Annotated in this window: 25 protein-coding genes, 1 tRNA gene and 2 pseudogenes; 13 read left to right on the top strand and 15 right to left on the bottom strand. The window is 49.0% G+C overall.

From position 1 onward, the window contains the following. A pseudogene (locus AC5I6P_RS04670) lies at window positions 1–207 on the top strand (IS701 family transposase); the annotation flags it as partial. Between the two features lie 232 nt (window positions 208–439). Here AC5I6P_RS04670 and AC5I6P_RS04665 read toward each other — a convergent pair. After that, window positions 440–715: an HU family DNA-binding protein gene (locus AC5I6P_RS04665; RefSeq protein WP_495692596.1), complete on the bottom strand. Its 276-nt coding sequence runs from the start codon at window positions 713–715 to the stop codon at window positions 440–442. Between the two features lie 260 nt (window positions 716–975). Here AC5I6P_RS04665 and AC5I6P_RS04660 point away from each other — a divergent pair, with 260 nt between their 5' ends. The 6 genes from AC5I6P_RS04660 to AC5I6P_RS04635 all read left to right on the top strand — a co-directional run bounded on the left by AC5I6P_RS04660 (window position 976) and on the right by AC5I6P_RS04635 (window position 8589). Beyond that, window positions 976–1641 carry an endonuclease III domain-containing protein gene (locus AC5I6P_RS04660; RefSeq protein WP_495692595.1) on the top strand — a complete coding sequence of 222 codons (666 nt, stop codon included), beginning with the start codon at window positions 976–978 and terminating at the stop codon, window positions 1639–1641. 61 nt (window positions 1642–1702) lie between these two features. After that, window positions 1703–1948 (top strand): hypothetical protein, encoded by a 246-nt coding sequence (locus AC5I6P_RS04655; protein WP_495692594.1) that lies wholly within the window; start codon window positions 1703–1705, stop codon window positions 1946–1948. A 57-nt stretch (window positions 1949–2005) separates the two neighbouring features. Further along, window positions 2006–2530, top strand: a complete 525-nt coding sequence (locus tag AC5I6P_RS04650; protein ID WP_495692593.1) for an aspartyl/asparaginyl beta-hydroxylase domain-containing protein — start codon at window positions 2006–2008, stop codon at window positions 2528–2530. Window positions 2531–2678: 148 nt separating this feature from the next. Continuing rightward, window positions 2679–3305, top strand: coding sequence for a precorrin-8X methylmutase (locus tag AC5I6P_RS04645; RefSeq protein ID WP_495692592.1), 627 nt, complete (start codon window positions 2679–2681; stop codon window positions 3303–3305). Window positions 3306–3812: 507 nt separating this feature from the next. After that, a complete protein-coding gene (locus tag AC5I6P_RS04640) occupies window positions 3813–5246 on the top strand; it encodes an efflux RND transporter periplasmic adaptor subunit (protein WP_495692591.1) in 1434 nt (477 codons plus the stop codon). 37 nt (window positions 5247–5283) lie between these two features. Continuing rightward, entirely contained in the window at window positions 5284–8589 is a 3306-nt protein-coding gene (locus tag AC5I6P_RS04635) for an efflux RND transporter permease subunit (RefSeq protein ID WP_495692590.1), read from the top strand. A 29-nt stretch (window positions 8590–8618) separates the two neighbouring features. On the opposite strand, the gene AC5I6P_RS04630 is transcribed toward AC5I6P_RS04635, so the two are convergent. Genes AC5I6P_RS04630 through leuC form a run of 3 tightly spaced genes read right to left on the bottom strand, consistent with a single transcriptional unit; the run spans window position 8619 to window position 11067 of the window. Beyond that, entirely contained in the window at window positions 8619–8903 is a 285-nt protein-coding gene (locus AC5I6P_RS04630; protein WP_495692589.1) for a hypothetical protein, read from the bottom strand. 50 nt (window positions 8904–8953) lie between these two features. Next, a complete protein-coding gene (locus tag AC5I6P_RS04625) occupies window positions 8954–9610 on the bottom strand; it encodes a class I SAM-dependent methyltransferase (protein WP_495692588.1) in 657 nt (218 codons plus the stop codon). 53 nt (window positions 9611–9663) lie between these two features. Further along, window positions 9664–11067, bottom strand: a complete 1404-nt coding sequence (gene leuC, locus AC5I6P_RS04620; protein WP_495692587.1) for a 3-isopropylmalate dehydratase large subunit — start codon at window positions 11065–11067, stop codon at window positions 9664–9666. A 413-nt stretch (window positions 11068–11480) separates the two neighbouring features. On the opposite strand from leuC, the pseudogene AC5I6P_RS04615 reads away from it, so the two are divergent. After that, window positions 11481–12113: pseudogene (locus tag AC5I6P_RS04615) on the top strand (DUF8166 family protein); the annotation flags it as partial. 128 nt (window positions 12114–12241) lie between these two features. Here AC5I6P_RS04615 and AC5I6P_RS04610 read toward each other — a convergent pair. Next, window positions 12242–12715: a hypothetical protein gene (locus tag AC5I6P_RS04610; protein WP_495692586.1), complete on the bottom strand. Its 474-nt coding sequence runs from the start codon at window positions 12713–12715 to the stop codon at window positions 12242–12244. A gap of 213 nt (window positions 12716–12928) precedes the next feature. Beyond that, window positions 12929–13456 (bottom strand): dihydrofolate reductase, encoded by a 528-nt coding sequence (locus AC5I6P_RS04605; RefSeq protein ID WP_495692585.1) that lies wholly within the window; start codon window positions 13454–13456, stop codon window positions 12929–12931. A gap of 211 nt (window positions 13457–13667) precedes the next feature. Between AC5I6P_RS04605 and pipX the strand changes: the two genes are divergently transcribed. The 4 genes from pipX to proC all read left to right on the top strand — a co-directional run bounded on the left by pipX (window position 13668) and on the right by proC (window position 17173). Then, on the top strand, window positions 13668–13937 hold the full coding sequence (gene pipX, locus AC5I6P_RS04600) for a transcriptional coactivator PipX (RefSeq protein WP_495692584.1): 270 nt from the start codon (window positions 13668–13670) through the stop codon (window positions 13935–13937). Beyond that, window positions 13934–14659 (top strand): YggS family pyridoxal phosphate-dependent enzyme, encoded by a 726-nt coding sequence (locus AC5I6P_RS04595; protein ID WP_495692583.1) that lies wholly within the window; start codon window positions 13934–13936, stop codon window positions 14657–14659. Before pipX ends, AC5I6P_RS04595 begins: the two co-directional genes overlap by 4 nt. 969 nt (window positions 14660–15628) lie before the next feature. Further along, window positions 15629–16261: a cell division protein SepF gene (locus tag AC5I6P_RS04590; RefSeq protein ID WP_495692582.1), complete on the top strand. Its 633-nt coding sequence runs from the start codon at window positions 15629–15631 to the stop codon at window positions 16259–16261. 99 nt (window positions 16262–16360) lie between these two features. Continuing rightward, window positions 16361–17173, top strand: a complete 813-nt coding sequence (gene proC, locus AC5I6P_RS04585) for a pyrroline-5-carboxylate reductase (protein WP_495692581.1) — start codon at window positions 16361–16363, stop codon at window positions 17171–17173. A gap of 206 nt (window positions 17174–17379) precedes the next feature. Here the strand turns inward: proC and AC5I6P_RS04580 are convergent, their stop codons facing one another. From AC5I6P_RS04580 to AC5I6P_RS04560, 5 genes are all read right to left on the bottom strand, one after another. Continuing rightward, a complete protein-coding gene (locus AC5I6P_RS04580) occupies window positions 17380–17775 on the bottom strand; it encodes a DUF1824 family protein (protein WP_495692580.1) in 396 nt (131 codons plus the stop codon). A 201-nt stretch (window positions 17776–17976) separates the two neighbouring features. Next, on the bottom strand, window positions 17977–18498 hold the full coding sequence (locus AC5I6P_RS04575) for a GNAT family N-acetyltransferase (RefSeq protein WP_495692579.1): 522 nt from the start codon (window positions 18496–18498) through the stop codon (window positions 17977–17979). A 184-nt stretch (window positions 18499–18682) separates the two neighbouring features. Then, a tRNA-Ser gene (locus AC5I6P_RS04570) sits at window positions 18683–18766 on the bottom strand. 92 nt (window positions 18767–18858) lie between these two features. Beyond that, window positions 18859–19800 carry a TIGR04168 family protein gene (locus AC5I6P_RS04565; RefSeq protein WP_495692578.1) on the bottom strand — a complete coding sequence of 314 codons (942 nt, stop codon included), beginning with the start codon at window positions 19798–19800 and terminating at the stop codon, window positions 18859–18861. A gap of 93 nt (window positions 19801–19893) precedes the next feature. Further along, a complete protein-coding gene (locus AC5I6P_RS04560) occupies window positions 19894–20826 on the bottom strand; it encodes a hypothetical protein (protein WP_495692577.1) in 933 nt (310 codons plus the stop codon). Between the two features lie 545 nt (window positions 20827–21371). Here AC5I6P_RS04560 and AC5I6P_RS04555 point away from each other — a divergent pair. Beyond that, complete coding sequence (locus tag AC5I6P_RS04555; protein ID WP_495692576.1) at window positions 21372–21563, top strand: hypothetical protein; 192 nt, start codon at window positions 21372–21374, stop codon at window positions 21561–21563. On the opposite strand, the gene AC5I6P_RS04550 is transcribed toward AC5I6P_RS04555, so the two are convergent. The 4 genes from AC5I6P_RS04550 to sufC all read right to left on the bottom strand — a co-directional run bounded on the left by AC5I6P_RS04550 (window position 21551) and on the right by sufC (window position 26200). After that, window positions 21551–22714 (bottom strand): glycosyltransferase, encoded by a 1164-nt coding sequence (locus tag AC5I6P_RS04550; RefSeq protein ID WP_495692575.1) that lies wholly within the window; start codon window positions 22712–22714, stop codon window positions 21551–21553. The genes AC5I6P_RS04555 and AC5I6P_RS04550 overlap by 13 nt on opposite strands. Before the next feature lie 55 nt (window positions 22715–22769). After that, window positions 22770–24032 carry a SufS family cysteine desulfurase gene (locus AC5I6P_RS04545; RefSeq protein ID WP_495692574.1) on the bottom strand — a complete coding sequence of 421 codons (1263 nt, stop codon included), beginning with the start codon at window positions 24030–24032 and terminating at the stop codon, window positions 22770–22772. A 66-nt stretch (window positions 24033–24098) separates the two neighbouring features. After that, window positions 24099–25430, bottom strand: a complete 1332-nt coding sequence (sufD, locus tag AC5I6P_RS04540; RefSeq protein ID WP_495692573.1) for a Fe-S cluster assembly protein SufD — start codon at window positions 25428–25430, stop codon at window positions 24099–24101. Beyond that, window positions 25430–26200, bottom strand: coding sequence for a Fe-S cluster assembly ATPase SufC (sufC, locus tag AC5I6P_RS04535; RefSeq protein ID WP_495692572.1), 771 nt, complete (start codon window positions 26198–26200; stop codon window positions 25430–25432). Before sufC ends, sufD begins: the two co-directional genes overlap by 1 nt. Window positions 26201–26260 lie beyond the last annotated feature (60 nt).

Here is a 26260-nt window from a genome sequence, read left to right as displayed (position 1 = left end):
TGCGTGGCGCAGTCGATTCTGCAACGGACGGGTTGTTCCGGCGCACAATCTGAACAATTTGGGTTTGCTCAAGGCAAGCAAACCGTGGGACAGAAGCTGCTGACGCTCTCTCGCAAAGTGCTCGACGATTTGCTGCAATTCATCTGGACGCAGTTCTCTCAGGGGCAAACGAGTCAGCAGATTTTGGAGGTGTTTCTACCCAGCTAATTTGCAAGCGATTTTCGCAACCGTTTTTCTACGTCTGTAACTTGCCAAGTTGTGTCCACAAACCCCTGAAAAAGAGTTTCTATTAAGATAGCCATCCTGCAATCTGTGTTGATGCAGAATGGCTATAGCAGATTTGATCTAGGCGCTTCAATCTACCTGTAGGATTAAAAAATTTTTCAGATTAAGGAAATTTAGAGAGCAGATGTTCTCTCAATCACGCCCAAATCCAAAATTACGACGCAACCCGCTCCTTAAACAGTTTGCCAGCAGAAAAAGCAGGAACCCGAGTTGCCGGAATTTGAATGGCATCTCCAGTTTGCGGATTGCGTCCTTCACGGGCTTGTCGATCGCGCACTTCAAATGTGCCGAACCCAACTAGCGAAACTTTGTCTCCGGTAGAAACGGTATCGAGAATAGTATCGATAATCGCTGAGAGAACAGCATCTGCCTCTTTTTTGGTGACATTTGCCTTATCTGCGATCGCGTCTACGAGTTCACCTTTGTTCATTAGAATTTCCTCTCATCAAAATCCTTGAAATTGTAGTCTACGAAGTCAAGGCGTGCAAGTGTACTAAATTAAGGTCAGAACAGTTCTGAACCGAGTTTGAGAATAGCCTCATCAGGTTGTTTTGGCTAGGGTATTTCGCGAGCTAGAAGCTAACCGTTAGCCTGTTTGTCATGATGGGCGTACTCATTTCCTCTATTGATGCACGTTGACTTGATACAACGTCTCTCCTTAGACAGAGATCCCTGACGGTTAAGAGATTCATGACTGTTCAATCATCCTTTGACATCGACCGTGCGATCGCCCTTATCCGTGAGGCGGTAAAACCCTTTCCTAAAGCTGCCATGTTTGCGTTAGCAGAGGAAGGCTATACCTCGTTGTTTGAACAACTGATTGCTTGCTTGATTTCGATTCGGACGTATGACGAAGTGAGTTTACCTGTGGCGCGCAGGTTGTTTGAGCGGGCGCATACCCCAGCAGCGATCGCGCAATTGACGCCCGACGAGATTGAATTGCTGATTCGAGAAAGCACCTATGCCGATCAGAAAGCAGGGCAGATTCGTGCCATCGCAACCCAAATCGTGACGCAGTACAACGGCGATGTACCTGCCGATCTCACAACGTTACTAAGTTTCAAGGGAATCGGTCCCAAATGCGCTCACTTGGCGCTCGGAGTGGCCTGCAACCAGCCCTTCATCAGCGTTGATGTTCACGTCCATCGGGTGACGAATCGCTGGGGCTACGTTCAAACTAAAACACCTGAAAAGACAACGCTGGCACTAGAAGCGACATTACCGCCGCCCTACTGGATCGAGATCAATCAGCTACTTGTGCCCTTCGGGAAGCATATCTGCACCGGAAAACAGCCGCACTGCTCTACTTGCCCAGTAGAATCAATGTGTCAAAAAATTGGAGTAGAACACGATTGAGGCAAAAGAAGTGATAGGTTAATAACTTGCCTATTTGTCTGATCTTCTGGACGTACAACCCATGCAAGACGCGATTGATCCTAATCTCTCCGACTCGGGATTAGTTCCTCCCAAGGTCGAACCTGTGAAAACCACCCTACGGGACGACATTGCGCAAGGGCTAGAGTTCGTGCGGTTTGTCTGGCGCATCTCCAGTCGTATTCGAGGTAGCTGGAATCGTTTTCGGTTTGTGGTAGGTCTGATTTTTTGGAAACCGTTTTTACCCGACGATCCTTCGGAGCTTGGCACAGCCAATCGCGATTCGTAGAAGATCGTAACCTGTAGAGGAGCTTACTCCTAACCCCTGTCTGTGTGATGGAGCAATATGGTGTATTACGACCCCTATCAATTTGACTTTGTATCGCGACTTGAAGAAAATTGGCAGACGATTAGAACTGAACTAGATCGGCTGGGGTCTAACGATTTCGTTCCCTATCCAGAAAAATATCTTCTTCAAAAGAGAACTGGATGGGAAATTTTTGGTATCTACTTTCTTGGTGTCAAGATTGATGTCAATTGTGAGCTTTGCCCGGAGACTGCGAAACTGGTCAAATCTGTTCCAGGCATGATTACTGCAGGCTTCTCCCGGCTTGCTCCTGGAGCACATATTGTTCCTCATGCAGGTAAACCAACCAATGTGTTTCGCTGCCATTTAGGGTTGGATGTACCTGAAAAATGTGCCATGCGAGTCGCAACAGAGATCAAGCAGTGGGTCAATGGAAAGGGGATGGTGTTTGATGACACCTCCGAGCATGAAGCTTGGAATCTGAGCGATCGACACAGAGATATTCTGCTGTTAGATTTTAGAATTCCTGAGGGTTTCGAGGTGATTCGTAATCCGCAACATTAATATAATCTCATCAATGCATGAAGTTGAGACGCCACGGGTAAACTGAGAAAGTCAATCACAAACTAAGGGTACTTTCATCGCCTGCACCCTCTTTTTTGCGATTCAGATTGCAGGTTAAGCCCTATCTAAAACACTTATCTAAAACAATATGGAGTGGCACGTAACAGACGCGCAAAGTTTGGCAATCATTGATCGCGAAATTGGCGATCACGTTCTTTCACCCGCAGAATATGAGATTGTGCGGCGAGTCGTTTACGCCACGGCAGACTTTGAGTACAAGTCACTGATTCATTTTTCTGACTTGGCATTGCAGTCTGGAGCTGCCGCTCTCGCCGCGCGTACCACCATCATTGTTGATGTGCCCACGGTGCAAGTCGGCATTAACACCACAATTCAAACCACGTTTTCAAATCCAATCTATTGCAGCATAGAGGCAATTACTCGTCCTCAGAAAGAAAAAACAAAATCCGCATGGGGCATTCAAACCTTAGCTCGCCGCTATCCTGAAGGAATCTTTGTCGTCGGGCAATCGCAGACTGCCTTGTCTGCTTTGGTTGAATTGATTGACGCTGAAGAAATTAAGCCTGCCCTAGTGGTTGCGACTCCTGCGGGATTTATTGATGCTGATCTCGCTAAAACTCGTTTAGAAGAATCCTTAGTTCCGCATATTCGGACACAAGGGCGCAAAGGAAGTGCCGTGGTTGCGGCTGCGATCGTCAATGGTTTAGTTGATCTAGCATGGCAAGCTTATGGCAGTGAAGGCAATGGTGGATAGCTAGAACAGACTCACAATAGCGAAGGCCAACGCGGAACTCAGAGGGAGGGAATGAAGGGCAGACAAGGCAGCGAAGCAGAGTTGCCACTCCCTCTTTGAACCAAGGCAAAAACCTGGTAAACTTGTATTGCTCACCCACTCGCATGGCTGAAAAAAGGCTTGAAGCACGCCGCCTGCAACAAGTGTGAGCAACATGGCAGCCGTAGAGGAAGCGGCAAACCCAAAAGACAAATTAAGACCGTTCTTATTAGCTTCAGTTAGCAGCTGCACTTCAGCGAAGCAAGGTGGGGGTACTTCACGAGAATGTCTTAGATGGGGTAGTGTTTGTCTAGATTTGCCTTAAACTTGTTTGTACACGAAGTTTTTGCCGGTAGCAGCCAATCAGCTACAAACAGTTGTTCTACTGGGTCGTACTGCTACATCAGTCCTGTTGCTTGGTTAAAGGGTTCAATTCCTAACGATCTGCGCTCCGATTGTACTTCCACACCAGACCACCCTGGATAATCCATGAATGGCGAAGAAACCAATCGAAAATTGACCGTTCAAACTCCTGCTGAAGTAGACATCTCGTCTTCAAATCATCAGGGAACTCCGCCCCCACGCTGGCGACGATTTCTCCTTCCTGGCCTAATAGGGTTAGCGATCGCGGGTGGAGTCGGCTGGATTGTGTTTAACCGGCTCATTCTGCCGCTGATAATGGCAAGCCAGATGAAGGCTCAGCCCACACCTGTGCCGCTTGCAAATCCTCAAGCAGCGACCATTGAAGATAGTTCAGACTATGCGGCAAATCTAGATTCGCGGCAGTCTGTGACGCTACAACCCCGCGTTTCAGGACAGATTTCCGCCATTTATGTAAGACCCGGCGATCGGGTGGAAGCGGGGAAGCCGATCCTGCAAATCGATGCGGCTGAACAACGTGCCCAGGTCGCGAGTCGCCAAGCTGCCACTCAGACGGCGGCGGCTGAAATTGAATCGGCTCAAGCAGATGTAGACAACGCCAACGAAACCTTACGATCGCTCGTTGCTCGACGCGAGACAGCCGTCGCAAACGTGCAGCTAAATCAGCGAGAGTATGATCGGTATCTAGAGCTTCAGCGCCAAGGCGCAACCAGTAAGCAAGTTCTAGACCAGCGGCTAAATGCTCTGCAAACGGCGCGAGCCGCCCTACAAGAAGCAGAAGCAGAACTTCAAGCACAACGCTCCGCGATTAATCGCGCTAAGACAACAGTGCTGAGGAATCAACGCGCCTTTGAGCAAACCCAGGCAAATGTTGCCGAAGGGCAAGCCCAATTGCAGTACTACACGATTACTGCCCCCTTCTCAGGCACAGTCAGCGATATTCCGGTCAAGGTGGGAGACACAGTCAGCAACACCACTCAGCTTTTCAACATTACTCAAAATGAGCAGTTAGACATTCAGATTCAGATTCCATTGGAGCGCTCTTCTGCTTTGCGACTGGGGTTGCCTGTGAAACTGCTAGACGATCAAAGCCGAGAGATCCAAACTGGGCGGATTTCATTTATTGCGCCGAATGTCGATCCGGCTACTCAGTCAGTGCAGGTCAAGGCACGGTTTGAGAATGGCGCGGACAAATTTCGCACGTCGCAATTTGTTCGTGCCAGAGTGGTGTGGAGTAAGCGCCCGGGCATCCTCGTGCCGACAACCGCGATTTCTCGCTTAGGCGGAAGAGATTTTATGTTCGTTGCGGCTCCGTTCAAGGAGTCGGGATGTACCGCTCCTGCCCAATCGCCGTCAGGCGCAGCCGCCGAAGTGAGTCCTGATCAACTCGTTGCTGCCCAAAAGCCCGTCCAGCTAGGCAAGATTGTCGGCAACAACCAAGAAGTTTTAGAAGGGCTTCGTGAGAACGATCGCATTGTGACGGCTGGCATTCTTCAATTGCAAAACTGTATGCCGATCTCGGATGGAGCGCAAGCTCAATAGGATAGGGATTGGAGTTGTCTCTACAGGCACTGGCATCATGATTCTGTCAATTTCTAATTTCTTCATCAAGCGTCCCGTTTTCGCGACCGTTTGTTCGATCATCATCACGCTGTTGGGAATTGCTTGTATTCCAACGTTGCCGATCGCGCAATACCCAGAGATTGCCTCCCCCCAAGTCACGGTTACCTCAAACTATGTCGGCGCAAACGCGGAAGTTGTGGAATCGACCGTGACGAATATTTTAGAGCGGGAATTGAATGGCATTAACGGTGTCAGGTATATCAAGTCTACGAGTGACAACACGGGAACGAGCAACATTACCCTGACGTTTGATTTAGGGCGCGACCAAGACCTCGCCGCCGTTGATGTTCAAAATCGCGTGTCTACTGCGCTTTCACGACTGCCAGCGCCTGTGAACCAAACGGGCGTGCAGGTGACGAAAACAAACAATAACTTTCTGTTAGCGATCGGGCTGTATGCCGAGCGTGATCAGAAAACGGGACAGGATCTCTACGATGATATCTACCTGAGCAACTATGCTGACCTTTACCTTGCCGATGCCGTCAGGCGGATTAAAGGCGTGGGCGAGGTGCAGATTTTTGGCGAGCGCACCTACGCAATGCGACTTTGGCTCGATCCTGAGCGACTTGCTAGTCGGGCCACCACACCGCAAGAGGTCGTGACGGCACTCCAGCAGCAAAACCTACAAGTGGGGGCAGGGCAAATCGGACAGCCGCCTGCCTTGCCCGGACAGCAGTATCAATACTCGGTGACTGCCCAAGGACGACTCAAAACCACTGAGGAATTTAATGATGTCGTAATCAAAACGACTAGTACGGGAACGCTCGTTCGGCTTAGAGATGTGGGTCGGGCGGAGCTGGGTGCAGAAAACTACGGCTCGGTGTTGCGGTTTACGCCCAACGATCGAATTACTCACCGAGGAGTCGGGCTAGGCGTCAACCAGCAGTTTGGCAGTAATGCGCTAGATGTTGCCAAAGCGGTTAAAGAAGAAATGCAGCAGCTTTCGGCAAATTTTCCGCCGGGGATGAAGTATGCGATCGCATTTGACACCACGACATTTATTGATGCGGGCGCTAGAGAGGTGGTGCAATCGCTGATTGAAGCCGTGATTTTGGTAGTCATTATCTTGTTTTTATTTTTACAAGATTGGCGAGCTGCCTTGATTACTTCGATCGTGATTCCAATTGCATTCATTGGCACATTCATCTTTGTTAAATTATTGGGTTTTTCGATTAATACGCTGACCCTGTTTGGGTTGACGCTAGCGACTGGATTAGTGGTTGATGATGCCATTGTGATCATCGAAGACATTACTCGCCGCATTCAAGAGGGAATGCGACCGAGGGAAGCCGCGATCGCATCGATGGACGTCCTGTTTGGTGTTGTGATTGCGACATCGCTAGTTTTGATTACCGTGTTTGTCCCGGTTGCTTTTTTTCCGGGAACAACAGGGCAACTCTACCGACAGTTTGCGCTGACGATCGCGTTTTCAGTTACGGTATCTACGTTTAATGCGGTCACGTTCACGCCGATGTTGTCAGCGTTGTTACTACGACCAGGGCAGACGCCGATTCGTAATAATTGGTTTTTCGATCGAATTAATTGGGCGATTGATAAAACTCGCGAAAGCTATGGTCGGAATCTTAGCCGAGCAATCCGGCGAAAAAGCCTTGTCCTGACCGTTTTTGCGGGCGCATTGGTGCTGACCTATTTTGCGTACAACTTTGTGCCTCAAGCCTTCATTCCCGATGAAGACCAGGGCGTTTTTATTACCGTCGTTCAGGCACCAGAAGGCGTATCGCTCGATTACACAGAAAAAGTGTTGGAGAAAGCTGAAGCCATCCTGAAAGAACAGCCCGAAGTGACGAATATTTTTGCGGTGGGCGGATTTAGTTTCGGAGGTGCGACTCCCAACAACGGCTTAATTTTCACAACCTTAAAGCCGTGGGAAGAACGAACAGGCGCGAATCAAACGCTTGCTGCGATCATTGGCGGATTTTTTCCGCAACCCTCTGGACTGTTTCCTAAAATGGCATCAATTCAGGATGCAACGGTTCTTCCCTTTAACTTGCCAGCTGTTCCGGGGATTGGCAGTTTTGGCGGATTCGAGTTTCACTTGCAAGATCGCACTGGTCTAGGGTTTGCTGCTCTCGGGGAGACACTGGGCAAATTTGTCGCACGAGCAACTGCGTATCCTTCGGCGCAAAGCCCTCAGATCACTGGTTTGCGACCCAATTTCAATGGAAATACCCCCCAGATCTCTGTTGAAGTCGATCGCGTTCGAGCCACTCAGCTTCAAGTTTCGCTCGAAGATATCTTCAACACGCTACAAATCTTTTTAGGCTCTACTTACGTTAACGATTTCAACCAGTTCAACCGCGCGTATCGGGTGTATGTGCAAGCCGATCGCCAGTTTCGCTCAAATCCTGAGGACATTAAACGGCTCTATGTTCGCAGCCCTGGCGTAAACGGGGCTCCCGGACAGATGATTCCCTTGAGCAACTTGGTGAAGATCACCCAAACTAACGGTCCGTCAATTATTAATCACTACAATCTGTTTCGCTCTGTTGAAATTAACGGAGCGCCCGCACCCGGATCGAGTTCAGGACAGACCATTAAGGCAATGGAAGCGGTTGCCCAAGAAACGCTGCCACGCGGATTTGATTTCCAGTGGTCGGGGCTATCGCTAGAGGAACTAGAGTCAGGCGGAGCAGCGGTTTTTATTTTTGGATTGGCGATCGTGTTTGTCTTCCTGACGTTGGCAGCGCAGTATGAGAACTACATCGATCCAATCATCATCATGCTGACGGTGCCCCTCGCGATCTTAGGCGCACTGCTAGCAATTGTGCTGCGCGGCACAGCAAACGATGTCTATACCCAAATTGGATTTGTCATGCTGATCGGCATGGCAAGTAAAAACTCTATTCTGATCGTTGAATTTGCCAATGAAGAGCGAGAAAAAGGAAAGGGGATTGCCAGTGCCGTGGTTGAGGCGGGACGGGAACGATTGCGCCCAATTCTGATGACGGCGATCGCGACAACAGTGGGTGCAGTTCCGCTCGTGATTGCCACGGGTCCTGGAGCGGCGGCTCGTCAATCGTTGGGAACCGCGATCGTAGGTGGAATGGTTGTAGCAACGTTTCTCAGCTTATTTATTGTTCCTGTGCTTTACATTGTTATCAAATCCGCCGAGGCCCGGTTTAAGCGTTCTCCAAGACCCATTCTTATGGATGAAACGCGAGATGGACATGGCAGCAATCGTCCGAGCAGAGAAGCCGCAGCGCGCCACTCCTCCTCGGACGGAGATGGACATAGCTCCTAGATCAGAACTGAGGGACGCTCAACAATCCGCTAGCTTCTACTGGGAAGCTGAATCCTGGCTGTGCCAATTGGAATTTCTCCGCGCAGTCCAACCCGTTGACCCGTTACTCCATAAAGCAGGATTCCATCGTTTGAGGTTTTCATCTGCACTTCTCTGAATTCCACTTGCAAGTCACCGCCCGGAGCTACAGGCTGATCAAACGCGATCGCTAATCGATTCTGACTCAAGTTAATTTTGGATGGGACTTCCTTACCCGACTGGTCAATCACTCGGACTCCATCAAACTTCTCCATTTGGCGGGGAATGGAAATCATCAGGTCTTTCAATATCTATTCAGCGATCGCTCTGACTTAGAAAAGGACTCCTATAGCTCCGTAGATTTCCTAAACACGAGCGCAATGAACGTATAGTGCTTTTCGTACCAGGAAACCGTTGATTCGGCACAAGCTGGAATTTCTACCTGGCGATCTAACACCAGACCGTAACTGGAGGCACACGCGATCGCGTGCTCAATTTCGGGTTGTGAGAAAACAATCCACGGTAGACCAAACGGCTGGATGGACGATTCAACCGCAATTTTGGTCTGCCAATAATCAGTTGTGACAAACAACAGTCCACCCGGTTTGAGCAGCCGACTTGCTTCCCTAAAAAACGTATTGAGATCGACGCCGTGTTCAATGACAGAAATGCTGACGGCAACATCGTAACTTTCATCAGCAAACGGAGTTGCGGTCAAATCGCCCTCATAGAGTTGATAAGGGCGGTCCTGAAGCGATGGCTTCATCGCTAAGTCAATCCCGTGTAAATGCTCAAACTCCAGTGCCGCTAAAAAGTCAAGCGTGCAGCAGTCGCCGCACCCGAGATCGATAATGCTAGACTGCCGATCTTGATCGTGCAGCAGTTGATACAGCCACCACTGATCCCAATTCTTCTCAGTCGTGATGTGAGTCGGCAGCGAGGCCTTTTGGAGCTGCTGCGTCGCCGCCTCAACCTCCTGGCAATGTTGCAACACCTTAATCACTAGCTTTTTCTCCTCACTATAGCGCTGAGTGCATTGGTATAAGCCGTCTGCCGCTAAATGAGCGCCCGAACGTCGGTCACTTCTCCGGTCACGGCTGCCGCAACTACCATCGCTGGACTCATCAACAGCGTGCGCCCCGACGATGAACCCTGACGCCCTTTAAAGTTTCGATTAGAAGACGACGCGCTGAGTTGACGGCCCTCTAGCTTATCGGGATTCATGGCCAGACACATCGAGCAACCCGCTTCGCGCCATTCAAACCCAGCGGTCAAGAAAACCTGATCGAGGCCTTCTGCTTCCGCCTGTTTTTTGACCTGCTCCGAACCTGGCACGATAAACGCTTTCACGCCTTTTGCCACATGGCGACCTTGAGCAAACTTAGCCGCCTCCCGCAAGTCGGTGATGCGACCATTGGTGCAGCTTCCGACAAAGCACACGTCTACTTTAGTGCCTTGGATCGGTTGACCCGGCTCCAAATCCATGTAGCGGTATGCTTCCTCTGCGATCGCGCGTTCTGCTTCTGGCATCACATCGGCGGTAGGCACAGCCTCGTCAATGCCAATGCCTTGACCCGGAGTAATGCCCCATGTGACTGTGGGGGCAATATTATCGGCATCAAAAACAACCACGTCGTCGTAAACCGCATCAGCATCACTGCGGAGGTCATTCCACCATGCGATCGCGCTGTCCCAGGCCTCTTCTTTAGGAGCAAATGTGCGCCCCTGCAAATAATCGTAGGTAACCTGATCGGGATTAACATAGCCACAGCGTGCGCCGCCTTCGATCGACATGTTGCAAACCGTCATGCGTTCTTCCATGCTCATTTGCTCAAATGTCGTCCCAGCAAATTCGTAAGCGTATCCGACGCCGCCGTTCACGCCGAGTGCTCGAATGATGTGCAGAATGACATCTTTGGCATAAACGCCGGGTTGCAGCGTACCGTTCACTTCAATTTTGCGAACCTTCAGTTTTGCCAGTGCCAGCGTCTGCGAGGCGAGGACATCCCGGACTTGACTCGTGCCGATGCCAAATGCGATCGCGCCAAAGGCTCCATGTGTCGAAGTATGGCTATCGCCGCACGCGATCGTCATTCCGGGCTGTGTTAACCCTTGCTCTGGGGCAATCACATGCACAATGCCCTGACTTCCAGACCCAACGTTATAGAACCGGATGCCATTTGCCGCCGTGTTTTTCTCCAGTTCCTGCATCATTGCTTCTGCCATGCCATCGGCGAACGGACGCGCCTGATTATCAGTTGGAACGATGTGATCGACGGTCGCTACGGTTCGGTCTGGAAACATCACCTCCAGTCCGCGCTCTTTTAGCATGGCAAACGCTTGCGGGCTAGTGACCTCATGAATCAGGTGCAGCCCAATGAATAGCTGAGTCTGACCCGACGGTAAGGTTCCAACCGTGTGCAAATCCCAAACTTTATCAAACAGCGTTCCCTTACTCATAGTGATGGCGTGGTGTGTGTGGCGTAGTTCGATGGCGTGGTGTTGTAGACCAGCAAGAGCCTAAATTTTATCGTACAACTAGGCGAGTTCGGTAAGAGAAGTCAGAGATGAGTTGCCACGTATAGGTCACTCGGGGTCTGCACGAGCTAAAAAACTATGGACTGCGGACGCGACCGAAATGCCACGCGAGCGTAATGGCAATGATGAATGCACCTGCAAAGACTACGATCGTATCGAGGTTTAGACCAAATTCTAGCCCTCTAACCCCAACCATGAGCCAAGCACGAATCTAGCCTTGGAGCAGTCTGAAAATCACGACAGTCTACCTGAATAAACATCTGAAGAACATAGACGTTTCTCTCTTGCTTGTAGTACAAACCCTCGCATCGCTGTAGAATGCCTCTGAGGGATGGAGAACTGCTATGCGCTTAGGCAAAGTCGTCAAGTCAAATTCTCATTGTGATTACATTGTGCAAGTCGATGACCAGATGGATTTTATCGATGCGCCACGGGCAGATGACTATGGCTTTGGCACATTTGTGAAGCTAGAGGACGAGCCGCGCAGCGGGGGAAGCCAACGTCACTGGGCAGTCGGCGTGGTGTACAACTCGCAGTTGCTCAATCCAGCGTTTCTCAACTCAGGTGTACGGCTAACGAGCGACCCTGATCCCCTGTTTACGCCTGACCAAATTCAGGAAGTGCGAACGCTGCTCTGGACAGTGTTAGTGGGCGCAGTGAAAACCGCACCAAATGACAGAAAATATGGTGTTCAAGGGATTCCGCGAGTGGTGGTTCCGGTGAATACAGAAGTGCGACGAATGACAATGGATGAGATTCACCAGTTTCACCTCAATCAAGACGGGCGATCGCAGTTCTGCTATTACAGCCATCTGTTGCGCTGCGGCGGCACATTTTCTGTGCAACTGACCCATCAAGTGTTAGAAGAATTGATCCAATCCAAGCTATTTAAAGGAGCCGAAGAACGCGCCCTGATTGTGTTGTGCAGAGAACTTGCTTGGAAGAACACGATGGGAGCGATGAAGTAGGGAGGAGGGATAGAATCTGACCGGCACCTCAATCTAAATCTGCAACAGAGCGATTCATCTGCGCTACCGAAATTTATTTGATATATCGTTCAAGTCTGACGTGATTTATACATTCAATTCTCAATAGTTTACTCAAGCCCATCATAGTAACCCTGTGTAAATACAGTCACTTCCATTGGTAGCTCGTTCTTCAGTACTTCAGGGTCTTCAGCGTACAAACAAATACCAAACTTATACGAATAAATTCCATCGCTCTCCACTTGGCATGCCTCATCTATTGATTCAAGCCACTTCCTCAATTCAGATAATTTTGACTTAAGCAGTGATTGACCTTGCAATACGGGATTAGCAGGTTCAAAAAAGCCAACTGCGACACAGCAATGGGGTGATTGCAAATCATAGGCAACGCGAACACCATCTTCACAGAACAGGTCTACCAACTCTACATCTTCAATAGGAAACATACCCGCTGCTAACTGTTCTTCCAAAGTTCCATTGGAAAGCTCCTTTGGCGAAGCAGAAAAAAGTTGCCGAATCTCTGTGCGTGTCATGCCAAATCTAATTGACCCGGCTTGCTGATAGGGAATTATTTCAAAATCCATACGTTTCACCCATGATTCTATTAAATTAGGACTTACGCAAATCATTGCAGATGTTACAGTGCAGCCGTAGGTCTTTACAAACAGAGTTCCTGGCGTAACGAACCTTGCTTCTGCGATTGAGTCTAGGTTCGTGTCGTTTAAGGTCAGTATCTTGATGTCACCCAGTGCGTAAGTCGTGGGAATTGTTAGGTTTCGCACACTCAACCCAACTTACTAAAGATCGCACTTCATCCCTTCCCTAACATAGGTTTCAAATCGATACCCATCTCGCGGCTCTACCTTGACCAACTCAAAGTGCGTGCCAATCAAATGACGAAAAGGCGGAAAGAAGACATCTCCTTCGTACTCCCCATCTATTAGGGTTAGCTCTAGCTGATCGGCGATCGGCGCAGCACCTAATGACGGAATCGCTAGTGCTTGAGCATAAAGCGACGCTCCTCCGGCAATAAATACGTGATCGCACTCCTGACACCGCCCGATCGCATCCGTTAGCGATCGCACTACTTCAATTCCCGGTGTTGAACCGGATAGTGTCGAAGACACTACAATCAGTGAGCGATGCTTTAACGGGCGTTTCTCCAAATCGAATTCCCAGGTTTTGCGACCCATAATAACGGTATGATGAAGCGTCAATTGCTGAAATCGCCTCAAATCCTCTGGGATTGACCACGGCAGTTTTCCACGGTTGCCAATCACTCGATTTGAGGACGCTAATGCGGCAATCACAACTATTCTGGGCATGATACAGAATAGATTCGGACGACACGTTTGGCAGTATGAATTGTCATGAAATAATCACCAAATGAAAATTTTGAACGAGAAACATTGTAAACAAGGATTGATGACCAACTCCTTGCCTTCTACAAACACCGTTTACGATTTTCAACTTATGCCTTCCAAAAGCACTCCAGAATTCAATCAACACATGTATTTCCCTGCTGAGCAACTTTAGATGGACAACGAGAATTATCTAAATCACCCGACATTTGGCTTGTTATTTCGAGTGTGTTTGGTTGAGGAAAATCGCGAACTGTTTAGTACTCTCTACGCTCAGCGACTGTTTTTCGTGGTTACAGCAGAGTCAGATGGGCTAGATTTTCAACCGATTGGGCGCAGTGATGCAAAAGCGATGGTTGAGAACCGAATGCGGATGTTGCGGCGATCGGGCATGTCTCAGGAGTACGATCAAATTCAGAAAGTCCACAAACGTACCTTTCAATGAGTAAGTTTGCTTCTGAATCGTTGAGCGATCGCCTCATCCAATTCCGCAACACGATCCCCGCATCGGTGCGGGTAATTGCGGTGACAAAGCAGGTTTCTGTAGAAGCAATGCGAGCCGCCTATCAAGCTGGCTTTCGGGAGTTTGGTGAAAGCCGCATCCAAGAAGCAGAAGCCAAACAGGCGCAATTAAGCGATCTAGAAGATGTGACGTGGCATCTGATCGGACATTTGCAGAGTAATAAAGTTCAAAAAGCGATCGCGCTGTTTGATTGGATTCAGTCGGTTGATAGTCTAAAGCTCGCCCAACGAATCGATCGGCTTGCCGCAGAAAGCAATGCTTCCGAGCTTGGCAAAGCCAATCGCACTCCTCATCTTTGTTTGCAGGTGAAGCTGACCGATGATCCAAACAAGTCAGGGTGGAACGTATCGGATCTATTGAAAGAACTTCCGCAGCTGAATCAACTCGCTCATGTCCGCATCAAAGGACTAATGGTGATCCCCCCCTTAGGACTAGATGATCGTGCAGTGTTAGCTCTGTTTAAAGAAGCACATCGTCTTGCGGAGAAGATTCAGCAACAGGGCTTTTCTCAGATCTGTATGGATCAGCTTTCGATGGGAATGTCGAATGACTATTTACTGGCGATCGAGGCAGGAGCAACAATGATTCGCCCGGGACGAGTACTGTTTGGCGATCGTCCAGAGCTATATAAGGTCAATCAATAGCACGTAAACGGCTGTGATCTGTCTATCTATAGGTGTGCTGAGACTCCTTGCGAGGCTAACGCCTAGCCTCTAAGTACTGACAATTCAGCATCGAAAATAGAGCTTTGTTAAAGAGAATGTAGAACGGTAGACTTCGATGAAACCTTGAAAACCTATTTTTAGACTAGGTTACGCATCATTGAAGTATTGAAAAACACATTGATATGCGTAATTTTAGTTATGAGTTGCGTCAGCTTAAACTTAATTTCTTCATTTAAAGTAACGATTTAGAAAATGAGGGCTTAAAAAACCTTTAACCTTAGAAAAAAGGGTGTTGCATCTTCGAGGAAAAGTGATAAGGTTGTTTACCTGTAACGGGATTTCGACCTAGATTCAGTGTTCAAACCTAGATTTATCTAGATTTTATTTGGACACTTGCAAAACACGGAGGAGTCAGAGTTGCAAATAATGCGGCTGTTTCTAAAAGACCCGGCTGTGTAAAACGCATAGCTGAGATCTGCAAGGATTTCTTCTTAGCTAGGTTTGTTGTAGCGGCTGAAAACACAAAAAATATGGTTTGCGGCTGACGACTTCACCGAAGTAATTGGGGGCGGTGGTCTATAAAGAAACAATTTGAGAGGAAGATTCTGAGATGGAGTTTTTTGAATTGCTAACAAAGTTTCAATTCGGCGTTCCATTTCTCAATCTACCGATACAATTGCTGCCGAGACCTAGAAAAAATAGATATTCCAACTTTGGAGCTTGGAGGTATACTATTTCTTCAAATCAATGTAGTCTCATCTAGTCAGCTAACCTATCTAAGCTGACCACTAGCAAACCAAGGTTTGCTTAACTACAACAAAAGATTAGCTTAGGAGAGTATTTCCCCTCTCTAAAATATTAAGATCTTTTAGCTGGATTTTCTGCTACTCTCGATGACTTTCAACTAACCTCAAGTAAACTCGATAGATTGTGACGGAGCGTGACACAGTGAGTATCTTCAGTAAATTGCGGGATTTCGTAGGACTAAACGAACCAATGGACTACGAATACGAGTATGACGAGATGGATGGACAGGATTATCAAACCCTGTACCAAGAAGAAACCCCAACTCCAGCCCCGGTTCCTGCAACGGAAGATGAGGCTCGTGCGCGTCGAGGAACAAGCCGATTTCGCGACACAGACGGAAGCCTGCGGAATAATCGGGCAGCTGTCATAGGTTCAGAAACAACTGGTGTAGTAGGAACAACAATGAACAACGTAATTGGAATGCCCGGTGCAACGAACGGTATTTCTGAAGTGGTCGTTATGGAGCCGCGCACGTTTGAGGAAATGCCTCAAGCCATTCAAGCTCTCCGGGAACGCAAGTCGGTTGTCTTGAATCTGACCATTATGGATCCCGATCAAGCGCAGCGTGCGGTTGACTTCGTGGCGGGTGGCACTTATGCGATCGACGGTCATCAAGAGCGCATTGGTGAGAGCATTTTCTTGTTCACTCCAAGTTGTGTTCAGGTCAGCACGTCAGGCAACGTGATTCACGAAGTGCCTCAGCCTCAGCCCGCTCGTCCCCGCACGACTGCACCTGCCCCTGCATGGACAGAGCAGAGAACAGCTCAAGGCTAATTGGTAGCTCCAACGGTAAGTTACACGTGGTTAAACGTTTTGAATAGTTTGGTTAAAGACCCTCAATGAGGGTCTTTCTTTTTCTAAACCCTTGAAGTTATGAATAACAAGTCAGTTCGGTTTGGCATGATTGGTGGTGGGATGATGGGTGAAGCGCTCTTGTCTCGCCTAGTTGCTCAGCAGATGTATGGCTCGGCAGAAATAGTGGTAAGTGAGCCATCTACTGAGCGGCGGGAGTTCCTAGCGCAAACCTACAAGGTCGGGGTGACGGGGCACAATCAGAACGCTGCGATCGCGTCTGAAGTTGTGCTGCTTGCCATCAAACCCCAGATTCTTCCCCAAGTCGCATCAGAAATATCAAGTCACCTCCAGCCTTCGGCGTTGGTCATCTCGATTCTGGCAGGGACATCGCTGAGCCAATTAGAAGCGGCATTTCCAGGACAACCTGTGGTTCGCTCTATGCCTAATACGCCTGCTGCGGTGGGTGCAGGCGTAACTGCGATCGCGGCAGGTCAGCAGGTCCAGCGATCGCACCTCGACCTTGCCACTCACATTCTTCAAACGGTTGGCGAAGTCGTTGAAGTTCCAGAATCGTCAATGGATGCAGTCACAGGGCTGTCGGGATCAGGACCCGGCTATGTAGCGCTGATGATCGAAGCTCTGGCAGATGGTGGGGTTGCCGCCGGATTGCCGCGAGGAGTGGCAATGAAACTCGCGCTGCAAACCGTGCGCGGAACAGCACAACTTTTGCAAGAGACGGCAATGCATCCGGGAGAACTAAAAGATCGGGTGACGAGTCCGGGCGGAACGACGATCGCGGGGATCGCTCAGCTTGAAAAAGCGGGATTTCGATCGGCAGTTATGGAGGCGGTTAAAGCGGCATGGTTGCGATCGCAAGAATTAGGACGCTAGAATCATTCATCTCATCTGCGTAACGGATTCTATAAAAAGTTGAAGAACCTTTTATTTTTTCAACGTTTCTCTATCTAAAGCCGTAGACTCATATTCACAGCAAGTATTTGCTCTGCTGAACAAAAACGCCACCAGTTTTAATAGGGTTGGTCTATAAAGGCCGAGCCCAGATCGAATACTGATCTGGGCTTACTTTACGGGTAGGTTTAGTCAAACAAATCAAGCGGCAGATGTCCAAAAGTTTCGTTAACGCCATCGCTGTAGTCAGACTGACAGGACACTAATACACCACGATGCTTTCCTAAATAAGGTTCCATGTAAGCGCGTTCCCGCATCGGATTGTATTTGATATAGGTCGCGCCTGAAATGGTATCAATTTCTGGAATTGTTTCGTAGCCCAATGCTTTCGAGTAGGAATACAGCGATCGTAGTCCTTGTTCAGCATTGTCGGCACAAATTCCTAAAATCTGATAATCCGATAAACCTGCAACGAGTAACAACGCTTCGCGAATCAGCGCAGAGTCAGAGGGTTGAGGAGATGCATCATTACAAATAAATTGTTGCAACATCTCTTCAGCGTCTTTTCTTGTCAAAATAGCCACGTTAGTTAGAGCAGATAAATGATTATGAAAGAGCAAATTTTAGAAAATAATCTTCAACAGCTATGAATTATGATTAGCAACTGAAAAATTTAGAATCACAGTAAATTTAGAAATTCAGCGCATTCACAACACAGCTATTCACCAACAGCATAACGGCTGTTGTGAGCCGTGGCGAGTCAAACAGAACAAAGCGCTGGTCTTTTAACTGCCTGCTTCAATGTCTGATTGTGCCACTTTAATTTCCCATTGCCACAATTGTCCATCTTCAGGATCAACAATCTCCGCTACTCTCATCATTCCGCTTTTTTCTAATACTGTGGTGGATGCACTCGGCTCTGCCAACGTATGGGCACACACCTTGTCAACCAAGGCTGAAGCAGCTGCAATTTCGATTAATTGGCGCGCTGCAGAAGTTGCAAACCCTCGGCCTTGATAGGCGGGTGCAACCGAGTAACCAATCTCAACAACACGACTAGGATCAGGAACTGATTTGAATCCGCCAAGACCGACCAACGCTTTGTCGTTTGGAAAAATAAATAGATAGGGCAACCACGGATTCCAAATTTGTGACGATCGCAGCAGGTTCAGCGAGTATTGAAGTGCTCCTTCAAACGGCAAGTAGCCATCAACGACTTGAAGTCCAAACGCTGCACGAAAAGCATCTGCGCCTTGAATCAGGGCTTCAAGGTGTTCAACAGAGCAAGGAACCAGTTCTATATCCATGATTAAAACTTCTCACTTGATTGGTTTTAAGTGCTCGATAGATACTGATTCTCCTGAAGGCAGTAGACAAGCTCAGTTGTCTAGGCTGCGGTTCCGTATGCCGCCGAAGGGCGGTTCCTAGCAATCATCACTGTCAGGAACCACTACTTTATTTGTTGGCACTGTAATTTACTAGCACTGTAAACGGAGAGGGTGGGATTCGAACCCACGGACCTTTTGGGTCATTCGATTTCAAGTCGAACGCTATCGACCACTCTGCCACCTCTCCAGGAGACAAATCTTATATTAGCTCAGTTGGGCAAAAAGGAGAACGTTTAGCGCTGAAAGTGCTGATGTGGGATTGCGACGATCGCACAGATATTACTTACGGTTAGCAGCATGTAGCGCTGGATCGTCGATAGCGATCGCATCTGGAGCATTGTAAAGAATTTGCTCTGAAGCGACTTCAAAATCTCGGTTGAGCCACAGCAGCGACGCTTGCGACACCAGACCATTTTGCAAAGTGACGATCGAAAAATTGCGGAAGCGATCGCCGTTTCGCTCCACGATGCGAGGCACGTTTGCGGCATTGAGATAAACGGTTCCTGCCGGATCGATGTGGATGGCTCGTCGCGTTTGATCTTTGGTATGGCGCAGGGTGTGATGCATATGCCCAAAGGTGGCAAAAGGAATGGTTTTGCCCAGTTGACGGGTTTTGGCGATCGCGTCTGCAAAATCCGGGTCGCCGTGATCACCGCCAATGGGTTGCCAATCTTTACCACAGGGGTCTTCCGCCGCATTGCCCAGTCCTAACGGACCGTTGTGACCCATAAACAGCAGCGTATCGGATTGCGTTTGACTCGCTGCCTCGACGATGCGCTCTACCGACTCTTCAAAACTTTGCACCCCAAAGCGCTCTCGATAGAACCGATTATTTTTCCAGCTTGACCCGCCCCAACTAAACGGGCGAGTGCCCACCACGCTGAGGTTTAACTCTGGAAAATCGAGCTTTCCAAAGCCTACATGAGCCTCTCCCAGCAGATCTAACTGCTGCTGCACCCGATCTTCCTTGGCGCGATCGTAGGGACATTTGCTAATTCCCCAGTCGGTGGCGTTGTACCAAGCATCGTGATTGCCCATGATGGCCGCTTTCGGGATATTGATACCCGCGATTTGCCGCACAATATCAACGGATTCGTTGCCAAAATCTCCGACAAACAGGGCAAGATCGACGCCTAGATATTCTAGAGCGGCTTCATCCTCCGACTCCCATCGGTCGTGGATGTCTCCGATCGCGGCGATTCTAATTCCCTGACTGGTCATGTGTCTATCCTTTTCATCCAAAAATGATTCATTCAAAAATGAGGCGTAACTCCTATCATGCCTTGTCTTCTGGTTTCTGTCTTCTACCACGCGTTACTCATTCGTCCAGGTTGACTTCCAGGCAAGGCGAGCTTGGGCGATCGTATGGTCGCGCTGTTTCTGCCCATACTCCTTTGCCAACGCCTGATATTGTTTCTTGAGATTGCGGAGTTTGTTGCGATCGCTCATCACGCTCATGTCATTAAATTCGATTTCGGCAAGCCGCAGGTTAACGGCAATCACATGCACTAGCGTTGCCGGATTTAGCTTTTTAGATTTGGCAGAGTCGGCGCTGGCATCGACCAGCAAGTTCAGCAGATTTGGAGGACCGGACGATGGCTCATTGCCCTTTGCCTTTGCCGCTGCTTCTAACACCGGAGGCGGCACTTGTTTGGGCAAAACGTCATGATGTTGCAAGAGTTGGTTCGCCGCTTGAGAGGTGATTTGCAGCGTTCTCGTAATCGAGCGTTCTAGCGTCGATTGCCACTGACCGAGCCGCTCGATCGGAGTGAGGGGTTTGCGTTCGGCTGGAGATAAAACCACTTTCGAGAGGAGCGCTTCGAGCTCGTTTTCATCTTCTAGCTCTAACTCTTCTATCTCACCCTCGGCTTCGAGGAGTTCAAGGTCATCGTCGCTGAGGGAAAAGTCTAGCTCTTCACTCAGTTCGTCGAGCGATTCGTCATCATGACTTTCGGTGGCTTCATCAGCCAGGGTAAGCGTGTCAATTAAGTCGTGTTCTACCTGTTTTGCCAAATCGCGCAGAGCATCTTGAAGCTGTTGGCGACCTCTGACCGATAGCGTCAAAAACGCTTGGGGATACCCTTCGGTGCAGATGTGGTGACAAGAGAGAATAAACTGCTGACGAGCGACTTTTCCTAAGGTCTGCAAGTAGTTGGAGTAGGCGGTGCGAAAGTCTTCTCTCAGTGCCTCTACTTTTTGGTCGAGAGCAGCAAGGTTTTGGGTAATTTGTTCAAGCGATCCGACCATCAATCTTTACCTAGACGACAAACCACGTTCTTTTAGGATAAACGAGGGGAGGAGATAGGGGATGAGAGAGACTGAAAAAAGAAGATTTTAAGACTTAAACACGGAGGATTGAGAATAGAGGGCGAAAGGTGGAGATTCAAGGGCGGTGTGCGAGGCTTTTAGCTCAAAATGTCGGGCTCTTAGCTTGAAGCATCAAGCTTTTAAGTCAAAGTACGAGGCTTTTAGCTCGAAGTGCCGAGCTTTTAGCCTGAAGTGCCGAGCTTTTAAGTCAAAGTACGAGGCTTTTAGCCCGGAGTGTCGAGCTTTTAGCTTGAAGCATCAAGCTTTTAAGTCAAAGTACGAGGCTTTTAGCCTGAAGTGCCGAGCTTTTAGCCTGAAGCGTCAAGCTTTTAGCTTGGAGTTTGCAGATTCAAGCTTGGAGTATCAGCCTTGAATCTGTAATCTTTGGTCATTGTAAGGTCGGAGGGTGGATTCCTAATAAAAGCCTATCCAACAGCCTCTTAATCAACGTGAATTCGGGATAAGACGAGATGTGTTAGAGCGAGTTGGGTGGCGTTGCCACAATTCGGGGGACTTTCCCCCGCGCCCCCGCTCGTCAGGAGACGGAAGCCGTCCCCCGACACCCCCTCGCTAAGGGAAATGAGAGGGGACGGGTGGAGAAGCGAGGGCGGTTGGAGCGTGGCTTTGGCACTGATGGCTTAACCCGAATTGACGTTAATCAGGATTACTCCAATTGACGAATGATTCCGTCCCCTTCAATTTGCAGCCGTCGCCCGCGCCAGTAAGCTTGTCGCCCAAACGCTCCCATGACCCAAATGACGAAGCTTAATCCATCTCGCAGGGGTAACGTCCAAAACCACCGCACGAGATGAGGACTCTGCATGCTCAATGCCGCGATCGCCGCTTGACCAAACCGAATTCCAAAGGTGAATCCCGTTAGGACGATTGCCCAACTTGCAAAACCTGAAACCAATAGCAACGGCAAACACAACACCGTGCCATAGCAAAAAATCATGGTGTAGTAAATTGCACCCCGATTAAAGCGAATCGTTCTTGCCCATCGCAATTCTCGCTGAAACAGTTGCCCAATGCTTTCGCGCCCCGTATCCGACTCAAGCACTAAATGAGAAAGTTCTACTTGGTAGCCTGCTTGAGCGGCCCGTTTGCCGAGATTGTAATCAGACCCAATGCGATTAAGTTGCAGTCCGCCAAATCCTTCGAGTGTAGTTTTGCGAGTTGCGATCGTCACTCCGATCGCAAACTTCAAGCCGCCATCTAGGGCACGAGCAATCAGCGCACTCGGAATAAAATCGCAGCACCGCCCCAAAGACGCTAATGCTGCCCCTAAAAACTGCGGATTGTGGGCAATGTAAGCGCAGGTGACTACATCGACTTGAGACAGCGGAGCGGTAACGGTGTGAATGTAGTCTGGATTCACACAAATATCACTATCCGCAAAAATTAAAGTTTCAAATTGCGCCTCTTCGAGTAGATAACTCAAGGTGCTGTCTTTATGATTGATGCCACGGGGAGCCAAATCGACAAAAACGCGAACGCAATTGGCTCCAAGCTCCGAACGATCGCGGTAGGTTTCTTCCAATTTACGGAGTGTTGGAATGGCTGGATCAGTCGTGTCAGCGACCCCAAACAATACTTCGTAACGGGGATATTCTTGCTCACAGAGTGATGTCCAGTTCTCTAACGCTCCTTCATCTAAGCCGCAAATCGGGACTAAAATCGAAACGGGTTCATCTGGTGTAGCATCATCTGTTGTAGCAATGGTTGGGGCAACAGTTGAGAAGAACTGCTGAGTAAACCAAGCACACGCGAGATAGAACACAATCGAACCTAGAATCAAAACTCCTAAAACAATTTGAACAGCTAACATGCCGAGATCAGATGAAGGACAGTCTAAAGCACTGGGATAGCTTAGTTTAAGCTTCCTACCCAAAAATACTGCCAAAGAAGTCAACCGCATCCTTTAACGACGCAATAAATACGTCAATCTCTTCGCGAGTGTTGTAGAAATACAAACTTGCCCGTGCGGTCGATTGAGCTTTAAGGTATCGATGCAAAGGCTGTGTGCAGTGATGTCCTGCCCGAATCGCAACTCCGGCCTGATCCAAGATTGTAGACAAATCGTGGGGATGAACATCGCCTGCGGTAAACGAAGCAAGCGCCGCTCTCCCGCTGCCATCAGCTTTCGGCTTGGGTCCATACAGGCGAAGCTCTGGAATTGTCGCAAGCTGTCGGAACAGATAATCGGTTAGCTCTTCTTCATAAGCATGAATCCTATCCATGCCAAGATTGGTTAGATAATCCACTGCTGCACCGAGCGCGATCGCTTCTCCAATGGCAGGCGTACCCGCTTCAAACTTGTGAGGCAAGTCAGCATAGGTAGAATGATCAAGGAACACATCGGCAATCATTTCGCCGCCGCCCATAAACGGAGGCATCGATCGCAGCAAATTCAACTTGCCATACAAGAAGCCAATCCCGGTCGGCGCACACATCTTGTGACCTGATGCCACTAACCAATCGCAATCAATCTCTTGAACATCGATCGGCATGTGCGGCACACTCTGACAGGCATCGATCAGCACTCGTGCGCCAACGTTGTGAGCTTCGGCACAAATCTCTTTGACGGGATTAATACAACCCAGCGTGTTGGAGACATGTACCGCTGAAACGAGCTTTGTCTTATCCGACAACAGCAACTTGAACTGCTCAAAGTCAAACTCTTCCGTCTCAGTCAATTCAACATGCTTCAGCACTGCGCCTGTCCGACCAGCAATAATTTGCCACGGAACCAGATTGCTATGATGCTCCATTACCGACAGCACAATTTCATCGCCTTGCTTTAGCGTATTCAACGCCCAAGAGTAAGCAACCAAGTTGATCGCCTCGCTGGCATTACGGGTATAGACAATCTCCTGACGAGATGCCGCATTCACAAACGCCGCAACCTTGTCGCGAGCGCCTTCATAAGCATCTGTCGCCCGTGAACTGAGCGTATGCACGCCTCGATGCACATTCGCATTGTCATACCTGTAATAATGACCAATCGCATCTAGCACCGCGATCGGCTTTTGCGAAGTCGCCGCATTATCAAGATAAACCAGTGGCTTGTCGTGAATCGTCTGATTCAGAATGGGGAAATCAGGTCGAGTCAGAGCAGAGAGCGTTTTTTCCTGGATGATAGTCATCGTTCAAGAAGAAATAAAGGATCAATAAACCTGTAGAGATGCCAAACTCCGCGTCTTGGTCGAAGATTATGCACTCTGAATCCGCACCAATTGAGTTAATGCATTGCGTAGTGACGCCACCGAGATCCGATCGATCACCTCGATCGCAAAGGCATAGGTCAACAACTTCCGCGCTTGGTCTGCCTCAATGCCCCGACTCTGCAAATAGAACACTTCATCATCTTCTAACTGGCTCACTGTGGCTCCGTGAGCGCATTTCACATTGTCAGCCGTAATTTCTAGCTGGGGCTTAGTGTCCACTCGTGCTTTCGGTGACAGCAACAAGTTCCGGCTTAACTGCGCCGCATTCGTCAACTGAGCCGCTTTCGGCACAACCACTCTGCCATTGAATACAGCATGAGCGCGATCGCTGACAATCGTCTTATTGACCTGATTCGCAGTTCCATAGGGCTGACTCAGTGCAATCAAGCTGTGAGTATCCCCCAAGCGATCGCCATCGACGATCGTCAGTCCGTTTAACTTAGTATCGGTCTGCTCACCCGTCTGATATACCTCTAAATGATGGCGAGACAATTTCCCGCCCAAACTCACCGTCGTACAGTCATAGCGAGAATCTCGCGCTTGAGAAACAGCCGTCTTGCCAATATGGAACGCGGCAACGCTATCCCTTTGAACTCTAGTATGGCGAACCTCAGCATTTTCCCCAAGCCAGATTTCCGTAACTGGATTGGTGAAGTATGCACCCTCAGCCAAGCAGACATACTCTTCGACCAGCGTTACGCTACTGCCCGTCTCTGCCACAACCAAAGCGCGGGGATGACAAAGTGCTTCTCGCGTCGAGACAAATAGAAGATGAATTGGAGGTGTAATCGCTTGATTCTTCGGAACCCATACGATCGCGCCATCGGTAAAGCTCGCGGTATTCAACGCCGTGAAAATTTCCTCACCGCCTGGATGCAATGCTAAATGCTCGTACAGCTTTGGAAACAGTTGCACTCCAGCGGCCAAGTTTCCCGCTAACACGCCGTCTGGCAAATCATTAACAGCAGATAAGGCAGGCGCATAAACGCCATCCACAAAAACCAAACGGCTATTAGTAGATTCAGGTAGTAAAAACGATTCAATCTGAGGAAATCCAATCTCAGACGGCGCACTGTTTTGAAACTGAACTTGCAGCAGCCCCGAGAGATCGGTAAAGCGCCATTCTTCTTCGCGTGTGCTGGGAATGGCGCGATCGCGAACGAGGGAGAAGGCGCGATCGCGGATCTCCTTCAGCCCAGCCAACTCCGATGGCAACTCACTCCGCAAGCTCAACAACCCCAAAAGATAAGCCGCGCGATCGACCTTCGTAGACACGCCCAAATTTCCAACGTCAGATAGGGTAGATTGGATTGTCATTACGCACCTACCGCTTGGCTGTCTAACACCCAGTCATACCCTTTCGCTTCTAGTTCTAGAGCCAAGTCTTTACCGCCACTCTTCAGAATGCGTCCATTCGCCATTACATGCACAAAGTCCGGCGTGATGTAGTTTAGCAAGCGTTGATAATGAGTAATGATTAGCGTTGCATTCTCTGGCTTTTTAAGCGCATTTACACTGCTCGCAACAACCTTTAAAGCGTCGATATCAAGACCCGAATCAATCTCATCGAGAATGCCTAGGCTTGGCTCTAGCAAAGCCATTTGCAGAATTTCATTTCGCTTCTTCTCACCACCCGAAAAGCCTTCATTCACACTGCGGTTGAGAAACGAAGGATCCATCTTCAGCAGCGTCACTTTAGATCGCACCACTTCATCAAAGTCAAAGGCGTCTAACTCATCTAACCCTTCGTGTTTGCGCTTGGCATTGTACGAGACGCGCAAGAAATCGACGTTACTCACGCCCGGGATTTCTAACGGATATTGAAATGCCAAAAACACTCCAGATTTGGCGCGTTCGTCTGGCTCCAGTTCCAGTAGATTTTGCCCTTGAAAGACAATCTCGCCGCCAGTCACCGTATAAGCAGGATGCCCCGCCAAAATTTTAGAGAATGTGCTTTTGCCCGATCCATTCGGTCCCATAATGGCGTGAATTTCCCCGGCTTTAATCTCTAAATTGAAGCCTTTAAGAATTGGAGTACCATCGACCTCAGCGGTCAAATCCTTCACTGATAAAATTACGTCACTCATTTCAACCTCGCTACCTGCTGAGCTATCGTTACATCAACATCATCTTCAGTAATGTCTGGA

The sequence above is a fragment of the Myxacorys sp. genome, from assembly GCF_059501405.1.
This window is presented reverse-complemented; position numbering and strand designations above follow the sequence as displayed.

Excerpts from the sequence above, each read along its gene's own strand:
- AC5I6P_RS04635 (WP_495692590.1), top strand. The coding sequence starts at position 5,284 with ATGATTCTGTCAATTTCTAATTTCTTCATCAAGCGTCCCGTTTTCGCG.
- AC5I6P_RS04545 (WP_495692574.1), bottom strand. The coding sequence starts at position 24,032 with ATGACTATCATCCAGGAAAAAACGCTCTCTGCTCTGACTCGACCTGAT.
- AC5I6P_RS04575 (WP_495692579.1), bottom strand. The coding sequence starts at position 18,498 with ATGGATATAGAACTGGTTCCTTGCTCTGTTGAACACCTTGAAGCCCTG.
- leuC (WP_495692587.1), bottom strand. The coding sequence starts at position 11,067 with ATGAGTAAGGGAACGCTGTTTGATAAAGTTTGGGATTTGCACACGGTT.
- AC5I6P_RS04665 (WP_495692596.1), bottom strand. The coding sequence starts at position 715 with ATGAACAAAGGTGAACTCGTAGACGCGATCGCAGATAAGGCAAATGTC.
- AC5I6P_RS04630 (WP_495692589.1), bottom strand. The coding sequence starts at position 8,903 with ATGATTTCCATTCCCCGCCAAATGGAGAAGTTTGATGGAGTCCGAGTG.
- sufC (WP_495692572.1), bottom strand. The coding sequence starts at position 26,200 with ATGAGTGACGTAATTTTATCAGTGAAGGATTTGACCGCTGAGGTCGAT.
- AC5I6P_RS04605 (WP_495692585.1), bottom strand. The coding sequence starts at position 13,456 with ATGCCCAGAATAGTTGTGATTGCCGCATTAGCGTCCTCAAATCGAGTG.
- sufD (WP_495692573.1), bottom strand. The coding sequence starts at position 25,430 with ATGACAATCCAATCTACCCTATCTGACGTTGGAAATTTGGGCGTGTCT.
- AC5I6P_RS04650 (WP_495692593.1), top strand. The coding sequence starts at position 2,006 with ATGGTGTATTACGACCCCTATCAATTTGACTTTGTATCGCGACTTGAA.
- proC (WP_495692581.1), top strand. The coding sequence starts at position 16,361 with ATGAATAACAAGTCAGTTCGGTTTGGCATGATTGGTGGTGGGATGATG.
- AC5I6P_RS04640 (WP_495692591.1), top strand. The coding sequence starts at position 3,813 with ATGAATGGCGAAGAAACCAATCGAAAATTGACCGTTCAAACTCCTGCT.
- AC5I6P_RS04655 (WP_495692594.1), top strand. The coding sequence starts at position 1,703 with ATGCAAGACGCGATTGATCCTAATCTCTCCGACTCGGGATTAGTTCCT.
- AC5I6P_RS04560 (WP_495692577.1), bottom strand. The coding sequence starts at position 20,826 with ATGGTCGGATCGCTTGAACAAATTACCCAAAACCTTGCTGCTCTCGAC.
- AC5I6P_RS04565 (WP_495692578.1), bottom strand. The coding sequence starts at position 19,800 with ATGACCAGTCAGGGAATTAGAATCGCCGCGATCGGAGACATCCACGAC.
- AC5I6P_RS04645 (WP_495692592.1), top strand. The coding sequence starts at position 2,679 with ATGGAGTGGCACGTAACAGACGCGCAAAGTTTGGCAATCATTGATCGC.
- AC5I6P_RS04595 (WP_495692583.1), top strand. The coding sequence starts at position 13,934 with ATGAGTAAGTTTGCTTCTGAATCGTTGAGCGATCGCCTCATCCAATTC.
- AC5I6P_RS04660 (WP_495692595.1), top strand. The coding sequence starts at position 976 with ATGACTGTTCAATCATCCTTTGACATCGACCGTGCGATCGCCCTTATC.
- pipX (WP_495692584.1), top strand. The coding sequence starts at position 13,668 with ATGGACAACGAGAATTATCTAAATCACCCGACATTTGGCTTGTTATTT.
- AC5I6P_RS04610 (WP_495692586.1), bottom strand. The coding sequence starts at position 12,715 with ATGGATTTTGAAATAATTCCCTATCAGCAAGCCGGGTCAATTAGATTT.
- AC5I6P_RS04550 (WP_495692575.1), bottom strand. The coding sequence starts at position 22,714 with ATGTTAGCTGTTCAAATTGTTTTAGGAGTTTTGATTCTAGGTTCGATT.